The organism is Ruegeria sp. CDSC085, from assembly GCF_059610465.1.
The window spans coordinates 162,464-182,035 of sequence record NZ_JBXWNR010000001.1 but is presented as its reverse complement, the minus strand read 5'-3'; the positions used below and the strand labels follow the sequence as shown (position 1 = coordinate 182,035).

At 57.3% G+C, this 19,572-nt stretch carries 20 protein-coding genes; 11 read left to right on the top strand and 9 right to left on the bottom strand.

Annotation, left to right across the window (positions count from 1 at the left end):
* The first annotated feature begins 14 nt into the window (after window positions 1-14).
* The 5 genes from AC2FJB_RS00935 (at window position 15) to AC2FJB_RS00915 (ending at window position 4,651) form a co-directional block, all read left to right on the top strand.
* Window positions 15-407 carry a RidA family protein gene (locus tag AC2FJB_RS00935; protein ID WP_496718528.1) on the top strand — a complete coding sequence of 131 codons (393 nt, stop codon included), beginning with the start codon at window positions 15-17 and terminating at the stop codon, window positions 405-407.
* A gap of 94 nt (window positions 408-501) precedes the next feature.
* The gene (gene prfB / locus AC2FJB_RS00930; RefSeq protein WP_496718527.1) at window positions 502-1,629 is read left to right on the top strand and encodes a peptide chain release factor 2; all 1,128 of its coding nucleotides are present in this window, start codon (window positions 502-504) and stop codon (window positions 1,627-1,629) included.
* 1 nt (window position 1,630) lies between these two features.
* Window positions 1,631-2,335 (top strand): M50 family metallopeptidase, encoded by a 705-nt coding sequence (locus AC2FJB_RS00925; RefSeq protein WP_496718526.1) that lies wholly within the window; start codon window positions 1,631-1,633, stop codon window positions 2,333-2,335.
* A 103-nt stretch (window positions 2,336-2,438) separates the two neighbouring features.
* Window positions 2,439-3,839 (top strand): amidase, encoded by a 1,401-nt coding sequence (locus tag AC2FJB_RS00920; protein WP_496718525.1) that lies wholly within the window; start codon window positions 2,439-2,441, stop codon window positions 3,837-3,839.
* A gap of 26 nt (window positions 3,840-3,865) precedes the next feature.
* On the top strand, window positions 3,866-4,651 hold the full coding sequence (locus AC2FJB_RS00915) for a DUF2189 domain-containing protein (RefSeq protein ID WP_117868665.1): 786 nt from the start codon (window positions 3,866-3,868) through the stop codon (window positions 4,649-4,651).
* 8 nt (window positions 4,652-4,659) lie between these two features.
* Here AC2FJB_RS00915 and AC2FJB_RS00910 read toward each other — a convergent pair whose 3' ends face one another.
* From AC2FJB_RS00910 to AC2FJB_RS00900, 3 genes are all read right to left on the bottom strand, one after another.
* Window positions 4,660-5,379 carry a helix-turn-helix domain-containing protein gene (locus AC2FJB_RS00910; RefSeq protein ID WP_496718524.1) on the bottom strand — a complete coding sequence of 240 codons (720 nt, stop codon included), beginning with the start codon at window positions 5,377-5,379 and terminating at the stop codon, window positions 4,660-4,662.
* 313 nt (window positions 5,380-5,692) lie between these two features.
* Window positions 5,693-6,253 (bottom strand): acetolactate synthase small subunit, encoded by a 561-nt coding sequence (gene ilvN / locus AC2FJB_RS00905; protein ID WP_117868667.1) that lies wholly within the window; start codon window positions 6,251-6,253, stop codon window positions 5,693-5,695.
* Window positions 6,254-6,322: 69 nt separating this feature from the next.
* The gene (locus tag AC2FJB_RS00900; RefSeq protein ID WP_117868668.1) at window positions 6,323-8,074 is read right to left on the bottom strand and encodes an acetolactate synthase 3 large subunit; all 1,752 of its coding nucleotides are present in this window, start codon (window positions 8,072-8,074) and stop codon (window positions 6,323-6,325) included.
* A 422-nt stretch (window positions 8,075-8,496) separates the two neighbouring features.
* On the opposite strand from AC2FJB_RS00900, the gene AC2FJB_RS00895 reads away from it, so the two are divergent.
* Window positions 8,497-9,342, top strand: a complete 846-nt coding sequence (locus AC2FJB_RS00895; RefSeq protein ID WP_496718522.1) for a HalD/BesD family halogenase — start codon at window positions 8,497-8,499, stop codon at window positions 9,340-9,342.
* A 47-nt stretch (window positions 9,343-9,389) separates the two neighbouring features.
* On the top strand, window positions 9,390-9,761 hold the full coding sequence (locus tag AC2FJB_RS00890) for a bleomycin resistance protein (protein ID WP_299893923.1): 372 nt from the start codon (window positions 9,390-9,392) through the stop codon (window positions 9,759-9,761).
* A 95-nt stretch (window positions 9,762-9,856) separates the two neighbouring features.
* Here the strand turns inward: AC2FJB_RS00890 and AC2FJB_RS00885 are convergent, their stop codons facing one another.
* Window positions 9,857-10,504, bottom strand: coding sequence for a response regulator transcription factor (locus tag AC2FJB_RS00885; protein WP_117868672.1), 648 nt, complete (start codon window positions 10,502-10,504; stop codon window positions 9,857-9,859).
* Entirely contained in the window at window positions 10,501-11,934 is a 1,434-nt protein-coding gene (locus tag AC2FJB_RS00880) for a cache domain-containing protein (protein WP_496671238.1), read from the bottom strand. The genes AC2FJB_RS00885 and AC2FJB_RS00880 overlap by 4 nt, the downstream gene beginning before the upstream one ends.
* Window positions 11,935-12,179: 245 nt before the next feature.
* Between AC2FJB_RS00880 and AC2FJB_RS00875 the strand changes: the two genes are divergently transcribed.
* From AC2FJB_RS00875 to AC2FJB_RS00865, 3 genes are all read left to right on the top strand, one after another.
* Complete coding sequence (locus tag AC2FJB_RS00875; protein WP_117868673.1) at window positions 12,180-13,262, top strand: TRAP transporter substrate-binding protein; 1,083 nt, start codon at window positions 12,180-12,182, stop codon at window positions 13,260-13,262.
* 120 nt (window positions 13,263-13,382) lie between these two features.
* Window positions 13,383-14,309, top strand: coding sequence for a TRAP transporter small permease subunit (locus tag AC2FJB_RS00870; protein ID WP_496718521.1), 927 nt, complete (start codon window positions 13,383-13,385; stop codon window positions 14,307-14,309).
* A 17-nt stretch (window positions 14,310-14,326) separates the two neighbouring features.
* Window positions 14,327-16,681: a TRAP transporter large permease gene (locus AC2FJB_RS00865; RefSeq protein ID WP_496718519.1), complete on the top strand. Its 2,355-nt coding sequence runs from the start codon at window positions 14,327-14,329 to the stop codon at window positions 16,679-16,681.
* A 130-nt stretch (window positions 16,682-16,811) separates the two neighbouring features.
* On the opposite strand, the gene AC2FJB_RS00860 is transcribed toward AC2FJB_RS00865, so the two are convergent.
* From AC2FJB_RS00860 to AC2FJB_RS00845, 4 genes are all read right to left on the bottom strand, one after another.
* Entirely contained in the window at window positions 16,812-17,201 is a 390-nt protein-coding gene (locus AC2FJB_RS00860; protein ID WP_117868676.1) for a VOC family protein, read from the bottom strand.
* A 7-nt stretch (window positions 17,202-17,208) separates the two neighbouring features.
* Window positions 17,209-18,033, bottom strand: a complete 825-nt coding sequence (locus AC2FJB_RS00855) for an arginyltransferase (RefSeq protein WP_496718517.1) — start codon at window positions 18,031-18,033, stop codon at window positions 17,209-17,211.
* 75 nt (window positions 18,034-18,108) lie between these two features.
* Window positions 18,109-18,540: an RDD family protein gene (locus AC2FJB_RS00850; RefSeq protein ID WP_117868678.1), complete on the bottom strand. Its 432-nt coding sequence runs from the start codon at window positions 18,538-18,540 to the stop codon at window positions 18,109-18,111.
* A 65-nt stretch (window positions 18,541-18,605) separates the two neighbouring features.
* Window positions 18,606-19,028, bottom strand: a complete 423-nt coding sequence (locus tag AC2FJB_RS00845) for a DUF2852 domain-containing protein (RefSeq protein WP_117868679.1) — start codon at window positions 19,026-19,028, stop codon at window positions 18,606-18,608.
* A gap of 142 nt (window positions 19,029-19,170) precedes the next feature.
* Here AC2FJB_RS00845 and AC2FJB_RS00840 point away from each other — a divergent pair, with 142 nt between their 5' ends.
* Window positions 19,171-19,560 carry a DUF4440 domain-containing protein gene (locus AC2FJB_RS00840; protein WP_496718514.1) on the top strand — a complete coding sequence of 130 codons (390 nt, stop codon included), beginning with the start codon at window positions 19,171-19,173 and terminating at the stop codon, window positions 19,558-19,560.
* The last annotated feature ends 12 nt before the right edge of the window (window positions 19,561-19,572 follow it).

Below are 19,572 nucleotides of genomic sequence, written 5' to 3'. Positions count from 1 at the left end.
AGGGACTGATCAAGTTGGGTAAGACACCCCTGATTCCGCAAACTTTGCTGGGTACGCCCGGGCAGCTAAGAATCTCCCCGGGTGTCATCTCGGGCGGGCACGTGTTTCTCACCGGTATGACGGGGAGCGCGGCAGACGGTTCAATGCCGTATGATCCGGAACTACAGTTCCGGAACGCCTTTTCCAAGATTGCCGAGGTGTTAAAGGAAGCGAACCAAGGTTTGGATTCTGTGGTCGAGATGACGACCTACCATGTTGAAATGCGAAAACATTTCGATCTGTTTGACCGTGTGCGCCTTGAGGTTCTGCCTGCGCCTTACCCGGCTTGGACCGCAGTTGAAGTTGCGGGACTTCGACGGGAGGGTGCCTTGGTTGAAATTCGGGCGATCGCACATCTTTCCGAGTGAGTCACGAGAGTCGCTCCATCCTTCCAGCCTGTCTTGTGGTGTCTCGCACCACTTGCTATCACGCAGGCCTGATTGAGCAAGTTGGGACAAGACCATGCGCGCCGAAACCCAGAACATCATAGCGGAAATCGAAAAGTCGCTGGAGCTGCTGGCGCAGCGCATGGACTATGAGACCGCGCCGCATCGCCTTGAGGAATTCAATGCGCGTGTCGAAGATCCCAACCTGTGGGACAATCCCGAAAAGGCGCAGAAACTGATGCGCGAGCGGCAGATGCTGGTCGACGCGATCGAGACCTATGAGTCCATCAAAACCGATCTCAGCGACAATATCGAACTGATTGAGCTGGGCGAAATGGAAGAGGACGAAGAGGTCGTCCAGGACGCCGAGGCCGCGATCAAGGCGCTGCGTGGCAAAGCCGCAAAGAAAGAGCTTGAGGCACTGTTGGACGGCGAGGCCGACAGCAACGACACCTTCCTCGAGATCAACTCGGGCGCGGGCGGAACTGAAAGCTGCGACTGGGCCTCGATGCTGGCGCGGATGTATGTGCGCTGGGCCGAAAAAAAAGGGTATACGGTCGAGCTTCAGTCCGAAACCCCGGGCGAAGAGGCAGGGATCAAATCTGCTGCGTACAAGATTTCCGGCCACAACGCTTATGGCTGGCTGAAATCCGAAAGCGGCGTACACCGGCTGGTGCGGATTTCACCTTTTGACTCCGCGGCCAAGCGGCACACCTCCTTCTGTTCGGTCTGGGTTTATCCGGTGGTGGACGACAATATCGAGATCGAGGTGAACCCTGCGGATATCCGCATCGACACCTACCGGTCATCGGGGGCGGGCGGTCAGCACGTGAACACCACGGACTCGGCTGTTCGGATCACGCACATTCCGACCGGGATTGTTGTGACCTCATCCGAGAAGTCGCAGCACCAGAACCGCGATATCGCCATGAAGGCTCTGAAATCGCGTTTGTATCAACTGGAACTTGACCGCCGGAACGCCGACATCAACGCAGCACACGAAGCCAAGGGCGATGCGGGCTGGGGCAACCAGATCCGGTCATACGTCTTGCAGCCGTACCAGATGGTCAAAGACCTGCGGACCAATTATGAGACCTCGGACACCAAAGGTGTGTTGGACGGCGATCTGGACGGGTTCATGGCGGCCACACTGGCCCTGAACGTTGCAGGCAAGAGCCGCTCCGAGGCGCAGGGCGACAGCTAGGGTGAAGCGTAACAGCCCTTTCCTGAACCTTCTGAAAGGGCATTGGCAGCTTATCCTGATCACAACTTTGGTCTTTTTGCTTTGGAACACACCGGTCGTGGTTCCGCTGAAGATACTGGTCGTCTTTTTGCATGAGTTGTCCCATGCCGTGACGATCCTGTTGACCGGCGGCTCTGTCGAAAGTTTTTCGATCTCATCGCAACAGGGCGGAGTGGTCGTCGGCCGGGGCGGCAACCGGTTTCTCAGCCTGTCTGCCGGATATCTTGGCTCACTGTTGCTTGGCATGGCCTTTTTGATCCTTGCCTTGCGAACAAAGGCCGACCGCGCCGTTCTGGCGGGTTTTGGCGGCGTCATGTGTCTGGTGACAGTTCTGTATATCCGCGACCCGTTCGCCTTGGCTTTCAGCATCGGAACCGGGGCTGTGATGATCGCTACGGCGTGGTATCTGCGCCCGGATGTGAGCGATCTGGTGCTGCGCGTGATCGGATTGACCAGCATGATCTATGTCCCTTTCGACATCTTCGATGACACGATCCGACGGTCCGGTGCGCGTTCGGATGCATTCATGCTGGCCGAGGAGTTCGGCGGCTCCACCATGTTGTGGGGCGGGATCTGGCTGGTGCTCAGCTGCATGGCGATTGCTCTTTGCCTGCGTCACTGGCTTGGGGTCGACAGCAACCTGCATTTTCACAGAGCAGCCCGCTGACATTGCCGCCTGGGACGTTATTGAAAAGATACATCCAAACAGTGGGTTTAAATGATCTGAACTGCCCGCTAGGCTGCTGGAAACAACAGCAGAATGGCGTGCCATGGACCTGACCCGGATATCGGCTACAAACCTTTTGAAACAGTTGGCCAGCCGGCAGGTTTCAGCCTCGGACGTGATGCAGGCTACACTTGATCGTATCGCCAAGGTCAACAGAGAAGTGAACGCCATCGTCGCACTGCGGGATGAAAGTGATTTGATGGCCGAGGCGCAGGCCTGCGACAATAGCCCTGTCACCGGTCCACTGCACGGTCTGCCGATTGCGGTTAAGGATCTTGTGAATGTAGCTGGTGTCGTCTCGTCTCAGGGTTCACCGATGTTCAAGGGCTTCGTGCCGGACACTGACGATCTGATTGCCACCCGGATGCGTGCCGCAGGTGCTATCCTGATTGGCAAGACCAATACGCCGGAATTTGGGCTGGGCTCACACACCTTCAACCCGGTCTATGGCGCAACGCGCAATCCGTATGACGCCGATTTCACCTGCGGTGGTTCGTCCGGCGGGGCGGCGGTTGCTTTGGCGACCGGCATGGTCGCATTGGCCGATGGCTCGGACATGATGGGCAGCTTGCGCAACCCGGCGGGCTGGAACAATGTTTACGGCTTTCGTCCAAGCTGGGGCAGGGTGCCTTCCGATCCCGTGGGCGACAGTTTTTTGCATCAGTTGTCGACACTGGGCCCCATGGCGCGCTGCCCCGAAGGTCTGGGTGTTCTGCTCGACGTTATCTCGGGTCCGGACCCGCGCTTGCCGTTGGCCGCTAAAAGTGCCCCGGTATCCCCGGTGACCGCCGCAGGTTTGCAAGGGCTGCGGATCGGGTGGCTTGGCGACTGGGGAGGCGCTTTTCCGACCGAGTCCGGTATTCTCGACATCTGCAAAGACGCGATGGACGTTTTCGAAACTCTTGGAGCGCGGGTCGAGGACATCGCCCCGCCTTTCGATGCTGAAAAACTATGGACCAGCTGGATCACCTTGCGGTCGTTCAGCGTGGCCGCAGGGCTCGAACCTTTGGCTTCGCAAAAAGAGCATTTGAAAGACACGGCACAATGGGAGCTGGATCGGGGTTTGGCGATGAGTGCGATGGACGTGCACCACGCCAGTGTCATCCGCTCGGAATGGTTCCGTTGCGCGGTGAAACTGTTCCAACAGTTTGACGCATTGGTTCTGCCTTCTGCTCAGGTCTGGCCGTTTTCGGTTGATTTGCCTTACCCGACAGAGATCGCTGGCCGGGCCATGGATACCTATCACCGGTGGATGCATGTCACGGTACCGGTCAGCCTGATCGGCCTGCCTTGTCTGGCTGCGCCTGCGGGATTTGGTGCACAGGGGCTTCCCATGGGGTTTCAACTGTTCGGACCCAGAGGCTCGGACCAGAAACTACTGTCGGTCGGAGCGTCATATCACGCCGAAACCAACTGGCCAAACAAGGGGCCGGCGATGCCATAACGCCGGTCGGGGAGGAGGAAGACAACATGGACAAACCCTTTGGTGTTCCGGATATGCGACCGGTCGATACCGCCATGCTGCGCACTGCTTTGAAGCGTGCCTGGGCCGACTTTCGCCGCGCACCGCTAATCGGCCTGATCTTTGCCGGAGTTTACGTGCTGGCTGGCTGGGCGATGGCATGGGTAACCGTCCAGACCGGAACAACCTTCTGGCTGGTGCTGGCGGCCATCGGGTTTCCGCTTATCGGCCCTTTTGCCGCTGTTGGTCTGTACGAGGTATCGCACAGGTTGGAACAAGGCGAGCCACTCGATTTTGGCGCGATCTTCGGGGTCGTGCTGCAGCAAAGCCGCAGACAGTTGCCCTCGATCTGCGCGATCATAGTCGTCGTGTTTCTGTTCTGGTTTTTTCTGGGGCATATGATCTTTGCCCTGTTCATGGGTTTGGCGACGATGACCAATGTGTCGACGTCGCTCGAAGTGTTTCTGACGCTGAATGGCCTGACAATGTTGGCAGTGGGCACGGCGGTCGGGGCGGTTTTTGCAACCGTTCTGTATATGATCACGGTTCTGTCGATTCCGTTGCTGCTGGATCGTGAACTGGACTTTGTAACGGCAATGATTACCAGCTTCTCCTACGTGTCAGAGAACTTCCCTGTGATGCTGGCCTGGGGCGCGTTCATTGCGGTGCTTACATTTCTGGCGATGGTGCCCTGGTTTCTTGGGTTGCTGGTGGTCCTACCGCTGCTGGGGCATGCCAGCTGGCATCTGTACCGGCAGATCACGCAGAACGATGAAGGGGAAACACCAACCTGAGACGTTGGTTACGGAAGCTGAGCCACATTGTTGGTCGACAATCGCGCAGCAGCAAAAATGGCCGTCGAGTCATGCCCAAGATATTTCAGCACAACGGGTTCCGGTATTGTTGCGTTTGTCGGACTGATGACCGACCCACGCCACTGAACTGCCGTTCCCGTAGGGTCAGGAGAAATCAGATAGACCCGGCTATTCTGACCTTCCCGCTGGGAAGTCAGCATATAGACAGTGTCGCCGCTTGAGGCCGCTATCCCCTGGATTTCCCGTGCTTTTGGTGTTGCGTCGGGCATCGCGGCGCGAGACACGTACCCACGGATCAACGTGCATTGGGCCAGCGGGCGGGCGTGCAACAGGGTCATCCGGCGTTCAGCCGAGAGGCTTTCGATCACCGCGTAGAACCCGGGTAAAAACGGGGACTTCTCGATTGCATCCGCACCAGAACCCAGAAACTCGGTCAGGGCCGGAGTTGCGGGGTGTTCCTCGATCTTTTCGATCTCATCCAACGGTTTCAGAAGAATGCGGGCGTCCACGTCGAAGAACCGGCATATGCGGTCCAGCACATCCGGTCTGGGTACGCTTTCACCCGAAAGGTATCTGTTGAATTGGGTGCGGTTCACGCCAAGTTTGCGGCACAGTGCCGAAACAGATCGGTATCGCCGTGCCAATTGCCGAAGATTCGCACCGAACATTGCGCGAAGCTCAGCAGGACTGCGAATGTCGTCGGTCATGGGTGCCCACGTCTTGCTTAGTTTCCGGAAGAAACCATCATCGCACAGAAGCCAAAGCCCGGTGCGCATCGAAAAATCGTACAGAATGACCCCAAGCAACGTATCCCCACGTCGCGTTGCGGCCACAAGGCTAACGGCCCTATGCGTAAAGGCAATAGGCTTTATCTGGAAATGCCTGATCTTTATCTGGAAAAGCTGGCCTTATGGCAATTTTGGCGCATAGAGTGCGTTTGGGTTGAGTCCCCAGAGCTGCTTCAGCCTAAAAAGTGTTTCCGCCTTGGATGCCACAATGACCCCAAGGCGGGACGGGTCTTTAGTCGCCACGCAACAGGGCAGCAACGCCGGTGCGGGCGATTTCCATCAACCCCAGCGGGCGCATCAGATCGGCAAATGCGTCGATCTTGTCCGGCGCGCCGGTGATCTCGAAAATGAAAGAATTCAGAGTACTGTCGACTACATTGGCGCGGAAGATATCGGCCAGTCGCAGTGCTTCGACCCGCTTGTCACCTTCGCCGACGACCTTGATGATCGCCAGTTCACGTTCGACTGATGCGCCCTCGACGGTCAGATCATGCACGTCACGCACCGAAACAATCCTGCCAAGCTGCGCCTTGATCTGTTCGATGACCTGCGGGGTGCCGGTGGTGACGATGGTGATGCGACTCAGGTGGCCGGTGTGATCAACCTCGGCCACCGTCAGGCTTTCAATGTTGTACCCACGTCCCGAGAAAAGGCCGATGACACGGGCCAGCACACCCGGTTCGTTTTCTACCAGAACCGCGATGGTATGGCGTTCTTGAACGTCCGAGAAGGTGGGCCGTAGGTTATAGGCAGAATGGCGGGTAGAGCCTTTTTTGATATGTAGGGCAGACATTTATGTCCCTTTCATCATCCATGAGATGTCGGGAGCAACGCGGCGCCCAACCAAATCCGTCGAATTTTGTTAAACCAGCACCGAACCTTTGGAGTCGATCACGCCCTGCGTCTCGGCCTCGCCCAACAGCATCTCGTTGTGCGCCTTGCCCGACGGGATCATGGGGAAGCAGTTCTCGTGCTTTTCGACCAGACAATCAAAGATCACCGGACCGTCGTAATTGATCATCTCCATGATCGCATCGTCCAGATCGGCGGGATCCTTGCAGATGATCCCCTTGGCCCCGAAGGCCTCGGCCAGTTTCACGAAATCGGGCAGGGCCTCGGACCATGAATGTGAATACCGCTCGCCATGCAGTAACTCCTGCCACTGACGGACCATGCCGAGGCGTTCGTTGTTCAGGATGAACTGTTTCACCGGCAGGCGGTACTGAACGGCGGTGCCCATTTCCTGCATGTTCATCAACCATGATGCTTCACCGGCGACGTTGATCACCAGCGCGTCCGGGTGTGCCATCTGAACGCCGATCGAGGCGGGGAAGCCGTAGCCCATGGTGCCCAGACCACCGGATGTCATCCAGCGGTTGGGGTCTTCGAACCCGAGATACTGTGCCGCCCACATCTGATGCTGACCCACCTCGGTGGTGATGTAGCGATCATGCTTTTTCGTCAGTTCTTCAAGACGTTCCAGTGCGTATTGCGGCTTGATCGACTTCTCGCTGTTGGTGAACGCCAGGCAGTTGATCTTGCGCCATTCCGCAATCTGGTTTTGCCACTGCTTGACATTAGCGGCGTCCGTCTTGCGCCCGCGCGACTTCCAGATCTTCAGAATATCCTCGAGCACATGCGCCACATCGCCGACGATCGGGATGTCCACGCGAATGACCTTGTTGATTGAGGACGGATCAATGTCGATATGTGCTTTCTTCGAGTTCGGCGAGAACGCATCGATACGCCCGGTGATCCGGTCATCGAACCGCGCACCGATGTTGATCATCAGATCGCAATCATGCATCGCCATATTGGCCTCGTAGAGACCATGCATCCCCAGCATCCCCAGCCAGTTTTCACCTGAGGCAGGGTAGGCGCCAAGGCCCATCAGGGTTGACGTGATCGGAAACCCTGTTGCGTCCACCAGTTCACGCAGCAACTGGCTGGCCGCGGGACCGGAATTGATAACGCCGCCACCGGTATAGAAAACAGGTTTCTTGGCGGTTTCTATTGCCGCAACCAGTTCTGTGATCTCTTCCAGATCACCTTTCATCGTCGGTTGGTAATGCGAGGTTGAAGGTTTCGGGCTGGCATACTCACCAGAAGCGAACTGCACGTCTTTCGGGATATCGATCAGCACCGGACCAGGACGTCCCGAGGTGGCCACGTGGAAAGCTTCGTGCAGGGTTTCAGCAAGAGAGTCCGTGTCCTTCACCAGCCAGTTATGCTTGGTGCAGGGGCGGGTGATGCCAACGGTGTCGGCCTCCTGAAACGCATCCGATCCGATCATGAAGGTCGGGACCTGTCCGGTCAGAACCACAATCGGGATTGAATCCAGCAACGCATCGGTCAGGCCGGTGACTGCATTGGTGGCACCGGGGCCGGACGTTACAAGCGCGACGCCCGGTTTTCCGGTCGATCGGGCATAGCCTTCGGCGGCGTGGATCGCACCTTGTTCGTGACGCACCAGTATGTGGCGAATGTCGTTTTGCAGAAAGATCTCATCATAGATGGGTAGCACGGCGCCACCGGGGTATCCGAATACCGTGTCCACGCCCTGATCCTTGAGGGCCTGAACCACCATCTTTGCGCCGGTCATCTCACGTGTCATCTGCTTTGCTCCGTTCGCGACATGTGTCTTGCGTTCGACAAAAAAAAGCCCCCGAGATTTTCGGAGGCGCATGGGTTCGATTATGGTTTACCGTTACCGGCCCATGCGCGTTGTTCCTACGATTACGACTAGCGTTCTCATCGCCAGAGGCTCCTTTTTGCTTGGAGGGGACATTATGTTCGGGGGGAAGGGGCGTCAACAGGCAATTGCACCAATTTTCTATCTCAGAGGCGGTATTTTGCGACATTTTATTGCGCAGATTGCCGCATGTCGGGAATTTCCGGGAATTCAGCCTGCGGTTTCACGGTTTCAAGCGCGGATGTGACGGTCTGAAAGCGTCAAGCCGATGTCCGAAACTGGCATGATCGACGCGTTTTTCTGCGCCACGCTGACCGTGCAGGGGTAGGAATCGGAGGCGAAAAATGTTGCAGAACCTGGTTGATCTCGGACGCTATCCGATCGATCGTCCGGATTCTCCGGCTTATGATCGACTGATCGAAGACCTGAGACGCGAATTGGAACAGGATGGATGTGCTGTTCTGCCGGGTTTCGTGCACGAGACAGGGGTCGAGCTTCTGGTGCAAGAAGCCGATGAGGTCGCGCCCAAGGCGCACCGGTCTTTCAATAGAACAAACGCCTATTTCACGAAGGACGATCCTAGGCTTGGCATCGCTCACCCGATCCGCCGGTTCTATGATCGTTCGAACGCCTTTGTTCCGGCGGACAATCTTTCGAAATCCGGACCGCTGCGTCGTATGTACGAGTTCGACGGTTTTCTTCCCTTTGTCCGGGATGCCCTGAATGAACCCGAGGACCGCTTCTTTCGCTATGATGATCCGTTGGCGGACGTGATCATCAATGTCGTGGAAGAAGGGCAGGGCTTTCCCTGGCATTTCGATACCAACAACTACACCGTGACGCTGGCCATCCAAAACGGAGAGGTGGGCGGTGCGTTTGAATACGCGCCCAACCTGCGCTCGGCAGAGGATGAAAACTTTGAACTCGTGGCCTCGGTTCTTGATGGGAACATGGCACGTGTTCGTCGGCTGGAGTTACAGCCGGGGGATTTGCAGATTTTCAAGGGAAGGTATTCGCTGCACCGGGTCGCTCCTGTCAGAGGCAAGCGCCGCCGTTATGTCGGCATCTTTTCCTTTGTCGAGGCTGAAGGCATGTGCGGTGGTGTCGAACGGACGCAGCAGTTGTATGGCCGCGTATTGCCGTATCATTACAAGCGTGCGGGGCTGCGAAAAGATCAATTGCTGGATTGAAAGTTCAGCCTTAGTAGAATGCATCTGTATCTTACCCGGAGATTCAGATGCCTCAGATTTTGCAACTAACACCATTTGTGTTGTGCTCGTCCCTGCAGGACCAGATCGACTTTTATTGCGAACGCCTTGGGTTCACATGTGGGTTCACGCAAGACAATTATGCCTTTTTGAAACGTGGTCCTGTTGCGATCCGCCTTTTGGAGTGCCCGCCCCGAGATGACGGCAAGCCACTGGGCGATGATCAGTCATTCTACATTGATGTTGAAGACATCGACGGGTTGTATGACAGCATGCGTGAAGGGTTGGCTGACTTACCCGACGGTCGTGTACGGCCACCCTTCAACCAGCCGTACAAGCAGCGTGAATTCCACGTTCTGGACGAAGACGGGACACTGGTTTTTTTTGGTGAGGGTATCTAACCCGGCGCGTAGCGCTCCCGCCCATCGTCAACACGCCTACGGCGCGTATCCTCTGGTTGGGCCGTGCAGCGCTGCGCGCTGCGGCCCCGCGAAATTCAGAAACCGACGCCAGTACCTTGCAGTACGCCGTGTTCCAACGCGTAGCGTGTAAGCCCGGCGGTTGAAGAGATGCCGAGTTTTCGCTTGATATTCTTGCGGTGCGTTTCGACCGTTCGCACGGAAATATCCAGCGTTTGTGCAACTTCCTTGTTGGATTTGCCCTGCGCCAGTTCCAGCAGAATGGTCTGTTCACGTCCGGTCAGAGCTTCGCGAACGTTGTCGCCTTTGGGCTTCAGTGATCCGCTGGCGCCTGTGCACAGATACTGTTCACCCCGCATCACCGCATCAATGGCCTGCTTGATCTCTTCAGTGGGTACATCCTTGAGCACGTAACCTTTGGCACCGTGGCTGAGCGCGGTCGAGATATATTCCGGACTGTCATGCATCGAAAGGATCAGGACACGCGTTGCCGGCAGCCGTTCCAGAATGATTTCCGTGGCGCTGAGACCGCCGAGGCCGGGCATGTTCAAATCCATCAGGATCACATCCGGGGCAAGATCAACAGCCTGATCCACTGCCGCCTGTCCGCTGCCGAGCGTACCGACCACTTCGATCTCGTCATAGCTTTCGAGGATGGACTGTATGCCCTCGGCCACCATGGGATGGTCGTCGACGATAAGAACTCGGATGCTTTCGGCGCTCATGTGCCGGCCTTTCGGTTCGAAGTTGCGTCTTCCTGCGGTGGCAGAAGGTGGCTCAGCGGCAGGCTGACTTCGATGACAGTGCCGCCACGCGGTCCGCGTGATGACAGAATGCGCAGGGACCCGTCAAGCTGTTCGATGCGCTCTTGCATGTTGCGCAACCCGATCCCGGTGCTGGGGGTGCCCGGATCGGTCCGCAACCCCCGGCCATTGTCGGTGATCCGCATGGTCGCACCTTTCTTGTGCCCGCGCAGGTCTATCGTAACATGTGTGGCGCCCGAGTGGCGTTCGATATTGGTCAGCGCTTCCTGGGCAATACGATACAGTGCAATCTTGCTGTCCTGATCCAGCCGGTTGCGGAATACCACGGTCGAGAATTCGGTCTCGATCCCGGTACGGTCCCGGAAATCGTCGGTCAGGGCTTTCAGTGCAGGCCCGAGGCCCAGATCGTCCAGCACGCCGGGGCGCAGGTCGCGACTGATGCGGCGGACCTCGGTGATGGCGGTGCCAAGATGGTCAATCCCTTTGTCCAGTGGATCGCGTGCGCCCGCGTCATCGCCACGGGACAGGCGCCGCCGCGCGTTGTCCAGCGCGTAACGAACACCGACCAGAATCTGGCTGATGCCGTCATGCAATTCACGGGCAACCCGGCCTCGTTCTTCTTCCTGGGCATCAAAGACTCGCTGGGTCAGTTCCTTCAACTTGGCGTCCGCAAGTCTCCGTTCGCGGATGTTCAGCAACATGCCAGATGCAAAGACGATGAGCACTGCCGCCACGACGATCGCGCCGATATACATGAAGGTGCGTTGAACGCGGGCCTCGACCTCGGCCCTTGCATTGGCCACCGTTGCAACGATGTCGTCGATAAAAACCCCGGTGCCCACAACCCAGCGCCAGTCCTGAAGCCCGACGACATACGCGATCATCTGTGCCTCTTCCCCGGTCGAAGGCTTCTGCCACATGAAGCTGTGCCAACCAGCCCCCTGGCGGGCGAGACGGATGAACTCATCGACGATGGGGGTACCATCGCTGTCAGTCAGCCCTTCCCAGTTTCGGTTGATGAATTGCGTCTGGCGCGGGCTGACCAGATTGTTGCCGTTATAGTCGTAGACAAAGAAGAACCCATCCTGACCGTAGATCATTGCCGAAAGGATTTGGGACACGAGGTTTTTTGCGACCTCGTCATCTGGCTCGGCCCGGCCATAGATGTACGCGAACCCGTTGCGTGCCTGTGTCACGTAGTTGCGCAACTCTTCCTTCTTGGCTTCGATCAGACTGCGTTCCAGCGCCTTGATCTCACGCTCGGCGGTCGCGCGCGCCTCGTATGCCACAAGCACAGCGATTGCCGCCACGGCCACCACCAGCGGGATTGCTGCCACCAGTGACAATTTCTGCGCATAGGTCAGCGAGACCAGATGTCGGAGTCTTTGCATGGACGAATCGATACGCAAGCAGCGGCGAAAATGCAAAAAGATTGGGCTTTGCCTGGCAAATACAACGATAATCATTGTAATTGCCGGGCTTCACCGCCCGATTTCTGGTCGAAAAAAGCAAAGAAATCGATTCTCTACGCAGTAGTAGGTATTCCCTTTCACTTCGGCCACATTAGGCTGACGCGCACTGAATGCGACAGGTCCGGTTTTGCCGGACCGTGACTATGAAGGGGAGGAACACTCATATGGATCGTCGTTCATTTCTGAAAAAATCCGCGCTGGGCGGCTCGGCGGCTGCAGCGACCGCACTGGCGGCACCGGCTTATGCGCAGGGTCAGCGCACTCTGACCATGGTGACCTCGTGGGGTCGTGGTCTGGCGGGTGTGTTTGACAGTGCGCAGCGTTGTGCCGACAGCATCAATGCCATGTCGGATGGCAGCCTGAATGTTGAAATCAAGGCAGCAGGCGAACTGGTTGGTGCGTTCGAAGTATTCGACGCGGTGTCGTCAGGTCAGGCCGACATGTATCACGCGGCCGACTATTACTTTGTGGGTCAGCACCCGGGCTATGCGTTCTTCACGGCCGTGCCTTTCGGTATGACGGCACAGGAACTGGTGAACTGGTACTATCATGACGGCGGTATGGAGCTGCATGACGAACTTGGCGAAATCTTTGGACTGAAGTCCTTCCTGGCCGGTAACACCGGTGCGCAGGCGGGTGGCTGGTACTCGAAAGAGATCAACAGCCCCGAAGACTTCAACGGTCTGAAGTTCCGCATGCCGGGCCTGGGTGGCAAAGCACTGGGTAAACTGGGCGCATCCGTACAGAACATTCCGGGGTCGGAAGTGTATCAGGCGCTGTCGTCCGGCGCGATCGACGGTACCGAGTGGATCGGTCCATGGGCGGACGAAAAGGCCGGTTTCCAGGAAATCACCAAGACCTACTACACTGCGGGCTTCCACGAGCCGGGCGCAGGTCTGTCGCTGGCAACCAACCGCGACGTGTTCAATGAACTGACCCCGGCGCAGCAGAAGATCATCGAGATCGCTGCCGCCGAAGCGCACCAGTGGAACCTGGCGCAGTTCCTCGCCAACAATGGCGCAGCACTGCAGCGTCTGCAGGCCGGTGGCGTCAAGGTTCTGGAATTCCCGGACAGTGTCTGGGACGCGTTTGGTCAGGCAAGCCAGGAAGTTCTGGACGAGAACATGGGCGATGAGCTGTTCAAGAAGATCCATGACAGCGCCATGACGTCCATGGCTGCTTCGTCTGCCTGGAACAACCTGTCGTCGGGTGTCTACACAGCTCAGCGTGACCGTGTTCGCGGCTAAGCCTTTCTGATCCAAGGACAACCGGTTCCCCCGCGCGGCGGGGGAACCTTTCCCGTTGCGCTTGAAGACTTGGGCAAGCAACAATAATCCATGCGCAACTGAAGACGACCTGGGGACAACATGCAGGACGAAAACGGTATCTCGTTCTTCGGCGCCCTGTGGAATGGACTGGTCTGGTTCATTCAGAACATTGCCGAAGCTTTCTATAATTTCGGATACGCCATCACGCATCCGCAGCTCTGGCTGGACTGGTCTGACAAGGCGTCGATCATGCGCTTTGTCTATTACGGCGGTTCTGTCGAGTTCTTCTTTGTGGTGTTGACGTTCTTTCTGGTTCTGACGGCCATCGGGCTGTACTACCGGAATTTCATGTGGGCCATCGTGCGAGGCCTTGAGGGGTTCGCCAACACCACCGGGCGGTTCTTTGCCTGGGCGGGCCTTCTGATGGTGGTCCAGCAGATCGTGATCGTTTTCATGCAGCGAGTGTTTACGCGCCCTGACATGTCCTTCGGTCTGGGTATTCCGTTCCAGATGGATATCAGCTGGTTTGCGGAAGAACTGAAGCTTTACAACGCCATGGTCGTCTGTCTGTGCTGTACCTACACGTTTGTGCAGGGCGGCCATGTGCGCGTTGACCTCATCTACGCCGGCATCAGCCACCGCGCCAAACGCGTGGTGGATATGTGCGGCGCGGTGCTGTTCATGATGCCAATGGCCGTGCTGACCTGGATGTACGGCTGGTACTTCATGTGGCGGCACCTGATCGTGCCGAAGCCGTCGGCCAGCGACACATTGGATCGTCTGGTGGCCAAGTCCCGCGCGTTGCGCTGGAACGTGGAAACCATCGGGTTCAGCCCAAACGGATTCAACGCCTACTTCCTGTTCAAGATCTTGCTGGTGGCCTTTGCGGCCATGGTGTTCCTGCACGCGATCGCTTTCCTGTACCGTTCGTATCTGGAATACGTGGAAGGGCCGGACAGCGTTGGAAAATACCTCGACAAGGACAGCCTTGGTGAGGGTGAAGAAGCCTACGAAGGCGCACATTAGGGACGGAGACCCAGACTATGTTATTCGGACTTGATGGCGTCGAGATAGGCCTCATTATTGTATTCTTCTGCCTCTTTGGGGGCATCCTTTCCGGGTTCCCGGTGGCCTTTGCAATCGGCGGCGCCGGAGTGATTTCCTTTGGGATCATCGCGGCGCTCGACAGTGCCGGGCTGTTGATCCACCAGGCAATCGACACAGGCTCGCAAGCCTATCGGGATATTGTAAGTTCCGGGGTAAAACCTGATGTCATTTCGGTATTCCGATACCCGGACTTACCAAGGATAGCCGAGCCGGTCTTTGTCTCTGGCTGGGAAACTGCGCTGGACCGCAACGTTTCTTTCATCGTGAACCGCATGAACGAGCGCGTACTGGCAGGGCAGTCTATCGAGACCCTGTTGGCCGTGTTGATGTTCGTTCTGATGGGTATCACATTGGAACGCTCGAAGATTGCCAACGATCTGCTGACGACGATGGCGCGCGTCTTTGGACCGCTTCCGGGTGGTCTGGCCGTGTCCATCGTGGTTGTGGGCGCGTTCTTGGCTGCTTCAACCGGTATCGTTGGGGCAACGGTTGTGACCATGGGCTTGCTGGCTCTGCCAACCATGTTGCGGAACAATTATTCGCCAGAACTCGCAACTGGCGTGATCGCGGCTTCGGGCACGCTGGGACAGATCATTCCACCGTCGATCGTGATCGTTCTGCTGGGTACACTGGCGGGCGATCTGTACTCGACAGCGCAGGAGACGCGGGCTGTTGAGGCAGGGTGTACCGACGCGCTGACCTATCTGGGGGAGCCTGCGGTTGTGTCGGTCGGGACGTTGTTCCAGGCGGCGCTTTTGCCGGGGATCCTATTGGCGCTGCTCTATGCTCTGTATGCGTTTGGTTATGCGCTGCTGAATCCACACAAGGCACCTGCAGTTGCAATGTCGGGTGGCTCCGGTGAGCCGATCACCCGGTCTGAAGGTCTGACCTGGCTTCTGGGCGCACCTGTTGCGTTGATTGTCGGGGCTGTATTGCTAGGCAATGTCGGCGTGATCGGCAGCCAGAACATCTCGGTCTCGGCCTTCTCGGATATCGGGCAGGGGGCGTCCTTGCGCACCAACGTGTCGGAAGAATGCAAGGTAGCAATGATCGATTTGCACGGTCAGTCCGCATGGGATCAGGCCGTGGCCGAGCAGGAAGCCATTGACGCGGCAGGTGGTGCAGCGGAATCGCAGCGCTTGACCGAGGAAGAACTGGCAGCAGCCCAGCAGGAAAGGATCGCAGAAGCAGCACCGATTGGAACAGGTGTGGCCGTTGTCGTCCTACTGTTGGGTCTGACCCTGGTTCTGGGCCGTGGGATCGCACCGTCGCGCGCGCCGCAGCCGTTGATCCTGGGTGCGATTGGTTTGCTTCTGATGGTGCTGGTCGATATACTGCTGATCTCGCCCATTACATCTTCGGGTGCGACGTTCCTGCTGCTCGCCTTGCCATTTGCGCTGACCATGTATGGCTGCAAGGAAGCTGCGGCGCGCTGTGCCACCAATGATCTGATCCGCGTGGTCTTCCCGCCGCTGGTTCTGATCATTGCCGTGCTGGGTTCGATCCTGGGTGGCGTGACCAACCCGACACCGGCGGCTGCGCTGGGTGCGGGTGGCGCGATTATGCTGGCGGCTTATCGCAAGCTGCAGGATCAGGGCCGGTCAGGCAAAGTGATCATCTGGTCGACTTTTGCCGTGATGATCGCGTTGCTGATGGGGGTCAACTTCGATCTGCGCATCAATCAGGGTAATGTGACGGTTGAAACCTGGATCGCGTTCATCATTGCCTATGCGTCATACCTGTATGCCCTGTTCGGGCTGCTGTTCGGGTGCTGGGTGCTGTATTCCAGTGGCGTTTTGACACCGGTGGTACGCGAGACGGCCAAAGTGACCTCGATGGTGTTTACCATCCTGATCGGATCGCAATTGCTGAACCTCGTGGTGATTTCATTCGGAGGGGAACACTATATCCAGCAATTCCTGAAGAGTTTTGACAATGAGTTCACGGTCTTCCTGATCGTGATGCTGGTGCTGTTCATTTTGGGCTTCGTGCTGGATTTCCTCGAGATCATCTACATCGTGATCCCAATCGTGGGCCCGGTGATCTATGGCGGGTCATTCGATCCGAAATGGGTGACGATCATGGTGGCGGTGAACCTGCAAACGTCATTCCTGACGCCACCGTTCGGGTTCGCTTTGTTCTACTTGCGAGGCGTGGCGCCAAAAGAGGTGACGACGGGACATATCTATCGCGGCATCATACCGTTTGTCCTGATCCAGGTCGTCGGAATCGCGATTCTGTGGTTCTTCCCGACAATTGTCACAATCGTGCCTGATCTGATCCCGAACTGATCAGACTAAATCAAATGCAAAGGGGGCTTGAGAGCCCCCTTTTCTTTTTTGGCATCAGGGAAGGGGCCAGCCCCTTCTGGCCTGCGGCCAATTCATTCCCGATGTATGTGTTGCCAGATGAAGAGGCGGATCAGGCGAATTGGATCAGGTCCCAACGGTTGCCAAAGGGATCGCGCCAGACGACGACACTGCCGTAGGGCTCAATGCGGGGGGCTTCTTCGAATTGGACCCCGTTGGCACGCATTTGTGTGTAGTCGCGTTGGAAATCTTCGGTTTGCAGGAAGAAACCCACGCGGCCTCCTGTCTGGTTGCCGATGGCGGCGCGCTGTTCGGGTCCGTCGGCTTTGGCCAGAAGAAGGGCACTGCCGTCTGAGCCCGGTGGCGTGATCAAGACCCAGCGTTTTCCGTCTCCCAGATCGATGTCTTTCAAAAGCTGGAAACCAAGTCGCTCCGTATAAAACGCTATTGCGTCATCGTAATCCGGCACCACGAGTGTGACGGCATGCAGGTTCTGTTTCATGGGATGGTCAACCCTTGGTCGGGTGGCGGTCCGGAAGCTGAATATTGGCCACTTGCTCGGCAATCGGAGCGGTGGAAAGGGGATGCGGGGATGAACCGCAGAAGGCGTTCGGATCTTTGATCTTTTGCCATTCGCCCTGAATATAAGCCTCCAGCCCAGAGAATTTTGCCTTGTAGCCCATCTTGGGGCTGCCGGGGACCCAGTAGCCCAGGTAGATATAGGGCAGGCCAGCTTCGCACGCGATGTCAATGTGATCCAGGATCATATAGGTGCCCAGAGAATTCTGAGGCTGGTTCGGATCGTAGAAGGAATAAACCATGCTCAGCCCATCATCGAGCACATCGGTCAGGCTGACAGCGATCAGGTCTCCGGTCTCCGGATCTGCATATTCCACCACGCGGCTTCGGATCGGAGTTTCTTCGATCATCGCCGCAAATTCGAACACGTCCATATCAGCCATGCCGCCATCGGCGTGCCGGGTGTCAAGATAGCGGCGGAACAGTTCGTATTGCTCGTCCGTTGCCCAGGGCGAAGTCGCGCGACGTTCTAGGTATCCGTTGCGTTTTATCGCGCGTTTCTGGCTCTTTGTTGCGCGGAACGCCGAAACGTCGATCCGGGCTGACAGACAGGCCGCGCAATCGGTGCAAGAGGGGCGATAGAGTACATTTTGTGACCGGCGAAATCCCTGCTGCGACAGGGAATTGTTCAACTGTTCCGCGCCTTCGCCCTGTAGTGCGGTGAACAGCTTACGCTCCATCCTGCCGTCGAGATAAGGGCAGGGTTGCGGGGCCGTGACATAGAATTGTGGCGCAATTGGCAGCGTGTGTCGCATGAAGTTCCCAGGTAGCCTCGGGTGGGATGATAGCAACCGTTCCCGAGGCCGCCAAGTGTTTCACGCAACCGGGCCTCAGGCCCGTCGATTGATCATGACCGTGCCCAGAAAACTGTCGGTTAGTCCCTGGCCGCGGGCGCTGGTCAGCATCATGATCACCGAGATGATCTGAATCACTGCGACCGCCATGCTGACGAAATAACCGGCAGTGTGGGCGATGGCCTTGCCCATATCCATCCGCTCTCCGAATGCGTCGCGCAATTCGATTCCCATGAACCGCATGCCCAGTGTGGCCGAGCCGTTGGTTATGGTTACAACGCGATAGACAAAGCTGATCACGGCATAGATCGCCGCCAGAAAAAACAGACCGAGGCCTGCGCTCAATAGAATCGCCACCGTGCAGAGCAGCGAGATGAAGGCGACATCAAACAACCACGCGACAAAGCGTTTGCTCGTCACCGAGCGGTAGAAATCGGGTTGGGTATCCGGGTCAGGCAGGTGGTTCATTCGTCAGGTCCGAAAAAGTGGGTCAGGGTACCCTGACCCGGAATGCCGGGACAGGGCAAGGTCAATCAGGCAGGCGTGGCCTTACCGTCGTCTTCATGGTTCTCGCGGGCGCGTTCGTCCATGAACTCGTCGAATTCGGCCTTGTCCTTGGCATCGCGCAGGCGGCGCAGGAACGCCTCGAAGTCCTGTTGTTCGCGTTCAAGGCGGGCCAGAGTATCTGATTTGTAGGCGTCAAATGCGCTGTTGCCGGACGGCTTCATCGCGCTCATGTGGCTGTGCCAGGATTTGCGGCGGCTGCAGGATTTGCTGAACATGCGTTTGCTCCAGATCATGTAAGCCAGAAGGGCCAGGCCAACTGGCCAGAAGAAGATGAAACCAAGGACCATGGCGGCGATCCACGCCCCCTTGCCTTTGTCATCCAGCCAGGCCTCAATTCGATAAAGCCATCCCGGATTCGCGGGGACGGCGGGGTCGGACAGTGCGGTCATTTGAGCTCTCCAGGGTTGATGTAAATTCTTTTCACATTGTCTAGATGGGGTCGTTGATGGGGGTTGCAAGGGGGCAATGTGAAAAAGATTTACATTTTACAATTCGGTTGACGATGGACATCTTCAGTCGCAGGTTGCGGGAATGGAAGTGACAGAACACAGGACGGCACCTGCGCTTAATGAAATACTCGACCTGGAAAAGCAGGTCTGGATGGCGCTGGTGGACGGTAATGCAAGCGCGGATCGGGCTTTGCTGAGCGCAGATTTTCTTGGTGTGTATCCCACGGGATTTGCCAATCGTGACGACCACGTTGGGCAATTCGCGGATGCGCCGACAATGGCCGCGTTTGATCTGAGCGACGCGAGATTGCGCGTTCTGACACGGGATATCGTATTGCTGTCGTATCGTGCCGATTATCTGCGCCCGGGTGCGACAACGCGCGAAGCGATGCTGATTTCGTCGTTGTGGGAACGCAGAAACGACGTTTGGGTCAACAGTTTCAGTCAGGACACCCCGGTTCAGAAAACCTGATCAGAATGCCCC